The 12,510-nt window shown below is 72.2% G+C and carries 10 protein-coding genes and 1 rRNA gene; 7 read left to right on the top strand and 4 right to left on the bottom strand.

Features of this window, described 5'->3' with window-relative positions; all coding sequences use genetic code 11:
• Window positions 1-277 (bottom strand): 16S ribosomal RNA (locus tag MCAG_RS29265); the annotation flags it as partial.
• A gap of 627 nt (window positions 278-904) precedes the next feature.
• Between MCAG_RS29265 and MCAG_RS35500 the strand changes: the two genes are divergently transcribed.
• The 4 genes from MCAG_RS35500 to MCAG_RS29250 all read left to right on the top strand — a co-directional run bounded on the left by MCAG_RS35500 (window position 905) and on the right by MCAG_RS29250 (window position 4,648).
• Entirely contained in the window at window positions 905-1,435 is a 531-nt protein-coding gene (locus MCAG_RS35500) for a hypothetical protein (protein ID WP_232290327.1), read from the top strand.
• Between the two features lie 67 nt (window positions 1,436-1,502).
• Window positions 1,503-2,735: an SCO2524 family protein gene (locus tag MCAG_RS29260; protein WP_007076545.1), complete on the top strand. Its 1,233-nt coding sequence runs from the start codon at window positions 1,503-1,505 to the stop codon at window positions 2,733-2,735.
• 3 nt (window positions 2,736-2,738) lie between these two features.
• The gene (locus tag MCAG_RS29255; protein ID WP_007076544.1) at window positions 2,739-3,656 is read left to right on the top strand and encodes an SCO2523 family variant P-loop protein; all 918 of its coding nucleotides are present in this window, start codon (window positions 2,739-2,741) and stop codon (window positions 3,654-3,656) included.
• Window positions 3,653-4,648 (top strand): SCO2522 family protein, encoded by a 996-nt coding sequence (locus MCAG_RS29250; protein ID WP_232290326.1) that lies wholly within the window; start codon window positions 3,653-3,655, stop codon window positions 4,646-4,648. Before MCAG_RS29255 ends, MCAG_RS29250 begins: the two co-directional genes overlap by 4 nt.
• Here the strand turns inward: MCAG_RS29250 and MCAG_RS29245 are convergent.
• The 3 genes from MCAG_RS29245 to MCAG_RS29235 form a co-directional block, all read right to left on the bottom strand.
• Entirely contained in the window at window positions 4,633-5,499 is an 867-nt protein-coding gene (locus tag MCAG_RS29245) for a hypothetical protein (RefSeq protein ID WP_007076542.1), read from the bottom strand. The two genes, MCAG_RS29250 and MCAG_RS29245, sit on opposite strands and share 16 nt — an antisense overlap.
• Window positions 5,496-6,434, bottom strand: a complete 939-nt coding sequence (locus MCAG_RS29240; protein ID WP_007076541.1) for an SCO2521 family protein — start codon at window positions 6,432-6,434, stop codon at window positions 5,496-5,498. The genes MCAG_RS29245 and MCAG_RS29240 overlap by 4 nt, the downstream gene beginning before the upstream one ends.
• Before the next feature lie 147 nt (window positions 6,435-6,581).
• Window positions 6,582-8,153: a bifunctional 3-(3-hydroxy-phenyl)propionate/3-hydroxycinnamic acid hydroxylase gene (locus MCAG_RS29235; RefSeq protein ID WP_007076540.1), complete on the bottom strand. Its 1,572-nt coding sequence runs from the start codon at window positions 8,151-8,153 to the stop codon at window positions 6,582-6,584.
• A gap of 286 nt (window positions 8,154-8,439) precedes the next feature.
• Here MCAG_RS29235 and MCAG_RS29230 point away from each other — a divergent pair, with 286 nt between their 5' ends.
• The 3 genes from MCAG_RS29230 to MCAG_RS34140 form a co-directional block, all read left to right on the top strand.
• Window positions 8,440-10,524, top strand: coding sequence for a cellulase family glycosylhydrolase (locus MCAG_RS29230; protein WP_369751346.1), 2,085 nt, complete (start codon window positions 8,440-8,442; stop codon window positions 10,522-10,524).
• A 318-nt stretch (window positions 10,525-10,842) separates the two neighbouring features.
• Window positions 10,843-12,078, top strand: a complete 1,236-nt coding sequence (locus tag MCAG_RS29225; RefSeq protein WP_036375774.1) for a S8 family peptidase — start codon at window positions 10,843-10,845, stop codon at window positions 12,076-12,078.
• A 65-nt stretch (window positions 12,079-12,143) separates the two neighbouring features.
• On the top strand, window positions 12,144-12,510 hold a 367-nt coding region (locus MCAG_RS34140; protein WP_036375771.1), incomplete at its 3' end, for a protease inhibitor I9 family protein.

Below are 12,510 nucleotides of genomic sequence, written 5' to 3'. Positions count from 1 at the left end.
CCCGTCGTCGCCTTGGTAGGCCATCACCCCACCAACAAGCTGATAGGCCGCGAGCCCATCCCAGGCCGAAAAACTTTCCACCACCAGTCATGCGACCAGCAGTCCTATCCGGTATTAGCCCCGGTTTCCCGGGGTTATCCCAAAGCCTAGGGCAGGTTGCTCACGTGTTACTCACCCGTTCGCCGCTCGAGTACCCCGAAGGGCCTTTCCGCTCGACTTGCATGTGTTAAGCACGCCGCCAGCGTTCGTCCTGAGCCAGGATCAAACTCTCCAACAAAAACTTGTTGAACAATCCATCCCGACAACAAAAAGTGTTGCCAAAGGAATCCCCACCAACCAAGCAAAAGCTCGGCCAGCACGGGGTCATAAAACTAATTGGCACTGGCTTATCAAGCACCCTGTTGAGTTCTCAAAGAACAACCACACACCATCCGAAACCCCCAACCGAGGGCCCCGTCCGGGGCATTCAAACCAACCCTGCACCCGCCACTCTCGCACCGGGCACTTTTACTACGCTACCCTCCGGTTTCCGCACTGTCAAACCGGAACATCCCGATCCGACCCGCTTCCACCCGAATTGCGGACACCATTCAGCGTCCGGCTGCCGCCGGGCACTTTCTGGGATCCGGCAGGCCGTCCGCCGTGGTCTCCCACTTGGCGCCCGTTTCCCTGCCGGCGCAGAACATTACTCCCTCCCAGCCGGCCCACAAAATCGGCCCCCTCCCCTGACGCGAAGAGCTGCCTGACCTGCGGGTATGTCCCGGCTGGACATTCTCGCCACCACGGATCCCGGCGCATGCCGCACGCCCGGCACCCGGCCCTGGCCGCGCCAGGCGCCCTTGCGCCGGTGCCCCATGCTGGGAGGCGAGATCCGTGCGGCTGGCAAGGAGGTGTCCCCCCGCCCATGAGGATGCAACCCCGGCAACAGCTGCTGGAGATCTGGCGGGCGACGGCGCGGCTGTGCTACCGCGATGGCACCTGGGTGTGGGGAGGCCGCGACGGTTCCAACTCCATCAGCGACGCCGAACAGCTGCTCTGCCTGATGCTCCCCGCGACGACCGATCCGCGCTTCGTGTTGGAGTGGCCGGACGCGACATCCGACGACGTGCTGCGGGCGTTGAACGACTTCGGCGACGCGATCGAGGTTCCCCGGCTGCTGGTCAGAGTCCTCAACGAGTACCTGCTGCGGTACACCCGTCCCGACGGCACCCCGATCTTCTCCGGCGCGGGCTACTTCCACGTCGACGGCTCCGACGAGCTCAGCGCCGAGCAGGCCGGCATGGACATCGTCGACTCGTACACCATGTCGGTTGCGGCTTGTCCGCTGGCCGGCCGATCGGTTTCGCCCGGGGTGTTCCGGGACCGTCGTGGACCCGGGTCCAGCTTCGCCCACGAGATCGACGGAGCTGGAAGAAGCGGGCGAACCAGCGGCTGACGGCGGGCGATGGTCGGGCTGCTGCGCAGCTTCGCGGTGAACGCGTTCGAGGCGACTCGCGCGCGACGTGATCCGCACCGTCAACAGACAGGCTGCCGACCGGCTGGTCGTCGAGAGCCTCCGGCAGGGGCTGACCGACGTCCGCGCCGCGTTGCGGGGCGTGCTGATCGCCGCGCCCGACATCAACGACACGCTGGACCACCCGGGCCGGCTGTTCGAGTGCGGCTGGTCCTGGGGGGTGATCAAGGACGCCCCCGAAGTGGACGTTGGCGAGGAGATCGGCCTCCAGCGGCCCGGCGTCGCCGAGGCCGCGCCCTACCTCTACTTCTCCCTCGCCGCGCTGAACGGGATCGAGGAGCTGTTCTCCGAGCGGACGCGCATCCTCGGCCTGCTGACCGAGGAACAGGAACGCCTCGCGCGGGCGCTGCAACTACGCTGGGACATCACCCAACGCTACTGGTCGACCGTGGCCAGTTTCGGCACCGCGCGCTGGCCCCTGGAGGACATCCCCTGGCGGACGACCGACAACCAGGAGTCCGACTACTTCAGTCTCCTGGTGACCGCGATGACCGTGCAGGACCTCATCCAGCAACGCTCCCCCGACACCGAACTGGGCCGGGTGGCCCGGGTGCTCGACGAGCTGGCCGGGCGGGCCCGGATCGTGCGCCGGCCCTTCGAACGCGACCCGGCGGTCGCCCTGCACTCCCCCGGGGTGCTCATCTCCCTCGTCGGCAGCGAGGAGGCCGGCCCGGGTCGGCTGCTGTGGCCGTGCACCGACTTCTCCCCGCTGCTGCTCAAGCGCATGCTCGGCCTCGCCGGCCTGATGCGGGACCCGGGCCTGCGCGGCGAGCTGCTACAGCAGGCCGACGAGGTATGGGACCACCTGTCGCGCCGCCGGATCCACGACGGGCCGGCGCGGAACCTGTGGGACCAGGCCGTCAACGTGTACCCCTTCGTCGACGACCGGCACGACCTGCCGTCGTGGCGGTACACCGAGCGGGTGGTCGAGTGCCTGGTGGCGGCGGCGAGGCTGACGGGCGGGCCGCCGCTGCGCAGCGAGCGGCTCGTCGCGTACGGGGAGGATCTGCTGCTGGAGGCGGAGCACCTGTTCAGCCAGGAGCTGCTGAACGGGGCCGACACCGCGGGCCCGGCGATGCGTCAGCACCTACAGGCCGTCCAGGCCCGCCTGGACCGCGCCCGGCGGATCATCGACACCCGGCCCGGTACGGCCGTCGCCCTCGCCACGCACGTGCTGCAGGAGCTGGACAAGCTGTCCGCGGCCCGCCAGGACGTGGAGTGACCCGTGCTGGTCTTCGCCGCCTCGGACAAGGGAGGAACCGGCCGGTCCGTCACCGGCTGCAACATCCTCTACCGGTGCGCCCTGGCCGGTAGGGACGTCTGTTATCTCGACTTCGACTTCGGCTCCCCGACCGTGGGCACGATCTTCCAGGTCGACTCCGTCGGACGCGGCACGCCGTCCGGGGGGCTGCACAGCTACCTGACCGGCTCGGCGGCCAGCCCGCACCGGGTGGACGTGTGGACTGAGAGCGAGCGACCCGGGTTGCGCACCCGGCCGGCCGGAACGGGTCAGCTGGTGCTGTTCCCCGGTGACGAGGGCGGCGGCGAGTTCCCCATCGGCGCCGAGACGGTCCAGCAGTGTGCCAACCTGCTGCTGCGGCTGGAGGAGGAGTTCGACGTCTGCCTGGTCGACCTGAGCGCCGGCCGCTCGTACGCGACCCAGCTCGCGCTCGCCGTCACCGCGCAGTCCGCCCTGGCGGCGGTGCCGGCGCGGTGGCTGGTCTTCCACCGGTGGACCCGGCAGCACATTCTCGCCGCCGCCGGTCTCGTCCACGGCCGGCGTGGCATCGCGGACACGGGCGCGGCGCTGGGGCACGATCGGGCGGCCCTGCTGGACGCGATCAGGTACGTCCGCACCGCCGTGGTCGACCTGGACTCCGCCGAACTCGCCGGCCTGCGCCCGGGGCAGATCGCGTGGCTGCGCGACTGCAACCAGGATCTCCAGGAGCTGGCCAGTCGCCACCGCATGGGGCGCACCACGCTGCTGGGCAGCGCGCCGCTGGAGCCGCTGCTGCAGTGGCGCGAGCAGATCATCTCCGACAACGACGTCTGGGGCCGGGGGATCGCGAACCAGGCGACCGTCGAGGCGTTCGACTGGCTGGCCCGCGCGGTGACCGACGACGAGGCGTGGGAGAGCCTGTGACCGCCCTGGAACCGATCGGGCCTGAGTCGATCGGGCCGGCGCAGGTGCGGTTCGAGCAGGCCGGCGCCCGCCGCCGGGTGGAGGCCGTGCCGCTGGCCCGGCTCTCCGTGGAGCTGGGCCACCTCTACCAGGCGGACTACGCCGAGAGCGCGGACCACTACCGGGAGCTGTTCGCGACGGTGGCTCCCTGGTTCCGGGCGGCGGTCGAGTCCGAGCGGCGCGGCACCGACGCCGCCCCACGGGTGAGCACGTGCTACCTGGTGGACGACTACCTCTCCGCGCCGGCGTCGCCGCGTGAGGTCCTGCCGCCCCTGCTGCGGGCCGCCGAGGAGAACGGCGTCGCGATCGACTACCTGGCCCGCGAGTCCGCGTGCGCACAGGTCGGGGACGTCTCGCCGGCCGCGATCGTGGCCGGCAGCCTGGTCTGCGAGCCCACCCCGGGCACGAACGGGACGCGACCGCCGCCCCCGGTCGCCGGCTGGCTGTCCAACGGGCAACGCTCCGGGCCCGGGGAGGCCGCCGACAGCGGCCAGGCGATGTCGCCGGGTGGGCAGTGGACCCCGCCACGGCAGAACGTCCCCCGCCGGCATTCCGTCTTCGTCGACGTCGAGCTGTGGGACGAGCGGGACGGCTCGCGCACCTGGTCGTGCGCGTTCCTGTCGGGGGTGTGGCAGCTGCTGCGGCTGGGGCTGCTGCGCGACGCCGGGCGACCCGTCGCGCAGCCCCGACGGTGGCGCGGCGCCTTCCCGGACACGTGGGCGGAGCTACCGGCCGTGATCCAGGTCGGCGACCGGCCGGCGCCGTTCTGCGCGTACCGGACGCTGTCGGTCCTGCCGGGCGGGTTCCTGCCGGTCGAGACGGCGGTCCGGACGATCCTCGACCAGGTCGCCGTGGACCCGGCGGCGGCGCGGCAGGTCCGCGACCGCGCCGCCAGCGAGGGGCTGGCGCTGCCCGGGTTCCCCGTCGACCGGCTCCGCTACGTGTTCCTGTAAGGGTCCGGCAGGTCGATGGTGAGCTGGTCCACCGCCGCCAGCAGGGCGACGACGGCGGCAACCCCCGCCGAAAGGGTTCCCACCTGCTCGCGGATGCCACCGAGCACCGCGTACTCGTCGGCGTAGACGGCCACGAGCGGGGCTATGGTGCGTTCGCTCAGGGTCACCCGGGCGGCTTCCGCGAGGTGCTGGGCGTCGCTGGGGTCGCCCCGCAGGAACGCGTCGACGTCGGCGAGCAGCCGGTCGACCCGGTCGGCGGCTGCCCTGGACGGCCACGAGACGCCGTACGTGCGCAGCCGGGGGGCGACGTCGGAGCGCAGGTGCCGCCAGGTGGCCGCCGCGTCCCGCAGGGCGTCCCCGGCCGGTGGGCCGCCGAGCAGTCCCTCGCCGCACAGGTGAACCGCCTCCATCCACCCGGTGAGCGCCTCGGCCAGGGCGGGCCCGAACCGGTGGTCGGTCAGCCCGGCCAACAACTCGTCGTCGAGCCGGCGCAGAGTGGCGGCTGCCCGCTCGGCCAGCCGCCGGTCCGGGCACAGCGGCGCGAGGTCGGCGGCCAGGCGTGCGGCGGTGCCGCGGGCGATGTGCAGCGCGTCGGCGCGCTCGGTGCGGCGGCCCTCCATCGCGGTGATGCGGCGGAGCACGATGAGCGCCAGCGGAATGCCGAACAACGCGCCGACGAGCGAGGACATCAGGTTGGTCAGGAACGGCCGGTCGTTCCACCAACCGAGCTGGTCGCCCGCTGCCCCGACGGCCGTGCCGAGCCCACCGGCGGACCACATGGCCAGGCAGGCGGCGCGTACGGGCCTTCCGGTCTGCGCCCAGGCGTCGCGCAGGCCCGACAGCCGGCTCATCGCGGCCCGGCCGGTCGGTGCAGGGAGGCGATGCCCACCCGGTCGCGGACCCAGCCGGCACAGTTGTCCCACTGTCGGCTGAATCCCACCTGGCGGTCCAGGCTCGCCCACAGCGGCGCGGTGGTCCGGTCCGGGCGCGCCGCCGGCATCCACAGGTGCAGGAGGTGGTCGACGACCGGGCGCAGCCGCCGCACGACGTCGTCGCCGTCCACGCCGACGGCCTTGTCGATCAGATGGAGCAGCCCGGTGAGCAGCCAGTCGTGCAGAGCGACGTCCTCGCAGAAGGACCTGACCTCGTCCCAGGGGTCGCGGCCGGTGGGGGCCAGACCGAGGCGCAACGAACGCAGGTGGCCCTCCTCGACGCCGAAGTCGATGTGCGTGTCGGTGGTGTGGCGGGCGGTCCAGCGCAGCCGGGTGCGCGGAACCCGGAAGGGGGCACGCCGGTCCAGTCCCGCGGCTTGGACCACGTCCATCAGCCGGGTGTTGATCCCGCCCAGGTCGAGGCTCGTGCCCGGCGGCTCACCGGCGAGGAATGCCTCGTCCGCCCGGTCCGCGAGCCGGCCGCCCAGAGCCTCCAGCGTGCCGGGGTTGGCCAGGTAGTGCGACCACGTCGCGCGCCGTCCCTGGACGCCGGGGGCGATCCGCGCGAACGAGGAGGCCTGCACGACGTGGCCGCCGGTGACGGTGGACCGGGACGACACGGCCCCGACCACCCGGGTGGTGCCCACGGCACCGCCGAACCCGCAGTCCACCCCCGTGAACAGGGATGGGGAGACGGCGTACCGGATCGGCCGGTCCACGGTCCCCACCCGCTCCCCGGGACGGATGCGCAGGACCCGGGCGACGGCGCCGGCGGGAAGCGCGGTGGAGTGCTGCAGGAGGCCGGTGTGGACCTCGCCGATCAGCAGTGGGGCCCCTGGCCCGGTGGTGTCCACGTCGATGCGTCCCTCGAACCCGCGAACCCGCGTGTGCCCGGATGCGCTCCATGGTGGACCATCGCCGCAACCGGCCGGCGGCGCTGCATGTCGCGGGCCCGCTCGGCGGCGCTCCCCACCGGGCGCGGCACGGAGGCAGGAACGGGCCTATCGGGGCGGGCGGGGCGGCCACCGGCCAGCACACGTCGGGTCAGCCGCCCCGGGGCCGGCGGCGGGCGGCAGGGGCGGGGCTGCCCGCAGCAGGGTCAGCGGGTCGCCCGTGCCCAGGACGGTCCGGTCGGGTCGCACGAGCGCCGCGCGGGTCGCCCCGCGCCGCAGCCACCGCCGCAGGGCCGGGGACCGGTCGACCGGCACGCTGAGCACGCCGCGCCGCCGCGCCTCGGCGGTGGCCGCCGCGCTCAGCGGACGGTCGGTGACCAGGGCGAAGGACGAGCCGAGCAGGTCATCGAGGCGGCGGCCGTCGGCCAGCGGGGCGTTGGGGCAGAGCCGGCCGGCGAGCCCCCACGGCGTCCGGCGTCGCCACCGCAGGGCCGAGGGACGCAGCGGCGGGGTGGCGCTGTCGAGGACCCGGGCGCGCAGGCCGGGAACGTGGACGAGCCGGGGCGCGACGACGCGCCGCAGCACGTTGCCGATCTCGCCGCCCTCGGTCATGGCCCGGCCGATTCCCACGGCGAGGCGGATGAGTGAGGTGACGTGGGGGCGGCGTTCGGCCTCGTAGCTGTCGAGCGCCCGGTCTGGCAGGCTGCCGGCCAGGACGGCGGCGAGCTTCCAGCTGAGGTTGGCGGCGTCGCGCAGACCCGCCCCGAGTCCCTGGCCGATGAACGGCGGCGTGAGGTGGGCGGCGTCGCCGAGGAGGAACACCCCCCGCGTGCGCCACCGGTCGGCGACCTGGGCGCGGAAGGTGTACTCGGCGCAGCGGATAACCGTGAGCGCCTCGGACGGCAGGCTCCCGGTCCACGGCCGGACGAGCCGGTGCAGGGTCGGCGGGGCGGACAGGGCCGTCGCCGTCTCGCCCGGCAGCAGGCGGAACTCCCACCGGTGGCGGCGCGCCCCGACGCGCAGGTAGGTGGCGGCCCGGCGGGGGTCGCACACCTGGTGCACGCCCTCCCAGGCGCGGATCTCCGCGTCGGTGTCGACGTCGACGACGAGCCAGCGTTGGGCGAAGCCGAGGTCGCGCATCGTGCCGCCGGTCCGGGCTCGGACGGTGCTGTTGGAGCCGTCGCAGCCGAGGACGTACCGCGCGGTGAGGGTTTCCCGCCGGCCCGACGCGCGGTCGGTGGCGGTGACGGCGACCGGCCCGTCGCCCTCGGCGCGGACGGACTCGACCTCGACGCCGCCGCGCAGGTGGACCAGGGGGTTGCCAGCGACGGCCGCGCGCAGCAGTGCCTCCAGCGCGGGCTGGTCGAACATGTTGGCCTGGGGGTGACCGTGCGGGCCGGCGGTCGTGGCCCGGCCGAACTCGGCGAGGACGCGGTGGTCGGGGTCGAGCAGCCGCAGTCCGGCCGCCGGGCGGGAGATGGCGGAGAACCGCTCGTGCACGCCGACGCGGTGCAGGATCCGGCACACCTCGTCGTCGAGGTGCACGGCACGGGGCCGCGGGTAGGGCTGCGCCCAGCGGTCGAGGACGACGGAGGCGACGCCGTGACCGGCGAGCAGGGCGGCGGCCGTCATGCCGGTGGGTCCCGCGCCCACGATGACGACGGGGACGGAAACTTTCATGGGCTCACCTCTTCGGCTTCCCGCCCCGGCCGCCGTCGGGTAGCTCGGCCACCTTCCGTGCCCGGACCTGGACCGGGGCACCTGGAGCCTAGCGGCCGAGGCGGCGACCGCAGCGGCGCGGAATCGACCGCAGGCGCCCGCCCGCGACGGCACAGGGATAGTCGCTCACCGATTGACAAAGTTTACGTTGCAAACTTAATCTGCGGTTCTCATGGGTGCCACGTGCGCATTCGCTGACGCCCCACTGGCACCACCAATCGGCGGCATCTTCTCGGCAAGGAGCGTCATGATCGGCATACGAGGCACCACCCGACAAACCCGATGGCGGGCCGGCGCGTTCACCAGCGCGGTCACGATGCTGCTGGCCGCCGTCGGCGTCCTGGTGTCGGGCACCGCCCAGGCGGCGGCGGGCTGCGCGGTGACCTACCAGGTCAGCAACCAGTGGCAGGACGGGTTCGGCGCGAACGTGGGCATCACCAACCTCGGTGACGCGATCAACGGCTGGCGGCTGACCTGGACGTTCCCCTCCGGCCAGCGGGTGACGCAGGTGTGGAACGCCACAGTCACCTCCTCCGGCAACGACGTCACCGCTGCCAACGTCGGCTACAACGCCGCCATCGCCACGAACGCGACGGTCTCCTTCGGCTTCAACGGGTCGTGGTCCGGCGCGAACACGAACCCCACCTCCTTCGCGCTCAACGGTGTCACGTGCACCGGCGGCGTGGGCCCGACGACCGCGCCGCCCACGACGCCGCCTCCGACCACCCCGCCCCCGGCCGGCAACGCGATGGCGGCCGTGGCCGACATGCAGCCCGGCTGGAACCTCGGCAACTCCCTGGACGCCGTCGGCGCCGACGAGACCGCCTGGGGCAACCCGCGCATCACCGAGGCGCTGCTGGACAACGTGAGGGCGCAGGGCTTCAAGAGCATCCGCATCCCGGTCACCTGGAGCGCGCACCTGGGCGGCGCGCCCAGCTACCCGATCGAGGCCGCCTACCTGAACCGGGTCAAGGAGGTCGTCGACTGGGCGCTCGCCGACGGCTTCTACGTAATGATCAACATTCACCACGACTCGTGGCAGTGGATCAACACGATGCCCACCGACCGGACCAACGTGCTGGCCAAGTACAACGCGATCTGGACCCAGCTGTCGAACGCCTTCCGCGGCTCCTCGTCGAAGCTGGTGTTCGAGAGCGTCAACGAGCCGCAGTTCACCGGCAGCTCCGGCGACGCCCAGAACGCGACGCTGCTGAACGAACTCAACACCTCGTTCCACCGCATCGTGCGGGCCTCCGGCGGCAACAACGCCACCCGCCTGTTGGTGCTGCCCACCCTGCACACGTCGTCGGATCAGGCCCGCCTCGACGAACTGGTGGCCACGTTCAACGCGCTCAACGACCCCAACCTCATCGCGACCGTGCACTACTACGGCTACTGGCCGTTCAGCGTGAACGTCGCCGGGGGCACCCACTTCGACGCGACCACCCAGAAGGACCTCACCGACTCCTTCGACCGGGTGTACAACGCCTTCGTCGCCAAGGGCATCCCGGTGATCGTCGGCGAGTACGGCCTGCTCGGCTTCGACCGGCACACCGGCACCATCGAGCAGGGCGAGAAGCTGAAGTTCTTCGAATACTTCGGCTACTACGCGCGGACCAAGAAGCTCACCACCATGCTGTGGGACAACGGGCAGCACTTCGGCCGCACCTCGTTCCAGTGGAGCGACCCGGAGCTGATCGCCCAGATCAAGTCGAGCTGGAGCACCCGCTCCGGCACCGCCTCGTCGGATCTGGTGTTCAACGCCAAGGCCAGCGCCATCACCGCCAAGACGATCACGCTGAACCCCAACGGCACCACGTTCCAGGGCCTGCGCCAGGGCAACACCGACCTGGTCCGGGGCACCGACTACACCGTCAGCGGCAACCAGCTCACCCTGACCGCCGCCGCGCTGACCCGGCTGACCGGCAGTCGGGCGTACGGGGTCAACGCGACGTTGCACGCGCGATTCTCGGCCGGCGTGCCGTGGCGACTCAACATCATCACCTACGACCGGCCGATCCTGAGCAACGCCACCGGCACGACCAGTTCATTCGCGATCCCCACCCAGTTCCGCGGCGACCAGCTCGCCACGATGGAGGCGAAGTACGCCGACGGCAGCAACGCCGGCCCGCACGACTGGACGTCGTTCAAGGAGTTCGACGTCACGTTCAAGCCGAACTACACCGGCAACTCGATCGCGCTGACCTCGGACTTCTTCGCCGCAGTCAACGACAACGCCCCGGTGACGCTCACCTTCCACTTCTGGAGCGGTGAGAAGGTCACGTACAAGGTGACCCGCTCGGGCAGCAACGTCACGGGCACCACCGCCTGATCGACCGGCACCACCGGGCCCGGTCCCGCCCACCGTCGCCGTGGGCCGGGCCGGGCCGGGCCCACGACCGTCGGCACACCGACCGCACCAGCAGGTCGCGCACCGACGAACCAAAGCGCCACGCCCAGGTCGTGAAGGCCAGCTACCAGGCCGGCCCGCAGTTCCCCGGGCGCGCGGACGACCATAGGGCCACGCTATGAACCATTCGATATATATCGATGCTCGCGGATACGTCTTAGGCTCCTCCCCAACCGCTCGACCGGCCCGTTGGGTTACACGAAGCCCACCGGGCTGGCCAGAACAAGGGAGGACCGGGAGATGACACTCCCCCGCACGAGCCCCCGCCGGTTGGCCGCCTTCGGCGTCCTCACCGCCGCCGCCATGGCCGCCGCCACGGTCGGCGCCCCGGCCAGCGCGGCGCCGGCCACCGGCGACATCCTTTACGCCGGCAGCCCCACCGCGGTCAAGGACAGCTACATCGTGGTGCTGAAGGACAGCACCGTCGGCGGCCGGGCCGGTACCCAGGCCTCCGCCGTCGCGAACGCGGCCAGCACCCTCGCCGGCCGGTACGGCGCCACCGTCGGACACGTGTACGGCGAGGCGCTCAACGGGTTCGAGGTCCGGCTGTCGGAGCGGGCCGCCAAGCGGCTGGCCGCCGACCCGGCCGTGGCGTACGTCGAGCAGAACCAGACCGTCACGACCACCGCGACCCAGACCAACCCGCCGTGGGGCCTCGACCGGATCGACCAGGCCGCCCTCCCGCTGTCGGGCACCTACAGCTACACCAGCACCGGCTCGGGCATCGTCGTGTACATCATCGACACCGGCATCCGGACCACCCACAGCCAGTTCGGCGGGCGGGCCGTCGACGGCTACGACGCGGTCGACAACGCCCTGCCGGCCGCGGACTGCAACGGCCACGGCACGCACGTCGCCGGCACCGTCGGCGGATCGACCTACGGGGTGGCCAAGAGCGCCCGGCTGGTGGCCGTGCGGGTGCTCAACTGCTCCGGCAGCGGCACCACCGCAGGCGTCATCGCCGGGGTCAACTGGGTGACCTCCCACCACCAGGCCGGACAGCCGGCGGCGGCGAACATGAGCCTCGGCGGCGGCCTCAACACCTCCCTGAACTCCGCCGTGGCCAACTCGATCGCCGACGGCGTCACCTACGCGGTGGCCGCCGGCAACTCCAACGCCAACGCCTGCAACTACTCCCCGGCCGCCGTGCCGACGGCGATCACCGTCGGCGCGACCCAGAGCAACGGCGCCCGCGCGTCGTACTCGAACTGGGGCACCTGCGTGGACATCTTCGCGCCGGGTTCGAACGTGCTGTCGGCCTGGTACACCAGCGACACGGCCACCAACACCATCAGCGGCACCTCGATGGCCGCCCCGCACGTGGCCGGCGCCGCCGCCCGCGTCCTGCAGAACAACCCGTCGTGGACCCCGGCCCAGGTGGCGTCGTACCTGGTCTCCACCGCCACGACCGGCACGGTCACCAGCCCCGGCACCGGCTCCCCGAACCGCCTGCTCTACCTCGCCCCGTCCAGCTGACCTGACGATCATCCGCCGGCCCCGGGGTCACCACCCCGGGGCCGGCCCGTCGGAAAGGACCGAACATGATCGCTCCTGGCACCCGACGCCGGCGGTCGCTGGCGGCGGCCCTCGGCGCCGCCCTCGCCCTCGGCGCGGGCCTGGTCGCCGCGACACCGGCCGCCGCAGCCACCGGACAGATCCGGCACGCCGGCGGCGGCACCGCCGTGCCGGACAGCTACATCGTGCTGCTGCACGACCGGGCCGCCGCCGGGTCGGTCGCGTCGGTCGCCGCCACCGCCGACCGCCTCGCCGGCAGGTACGGCGGCGTACGCGGCCACGTCTACCACGCCGCCCTACGCGGTTTCGAGATCCGCCTGCCGGAGCGGGCCGCCCGCCGACTGGCCGCCGATCAGGCCGTGGCGCTGGTCGAGCAGAACCACGTGATCACGC

This window comes from Micromonospora sp. ATCC 39149 (assembly GCF_000158815.1).
Lineage (GTDB): Bacteria > Actinomycetota > Actinomycetes > Mycobacteriales > Micromonosporaceae > Micromonospora.
The sequence above is the reverse complement of the archived record's forward strand: the minus strand, read 5'-3'. Positions and strand labels throughout refer to the sequence as shown.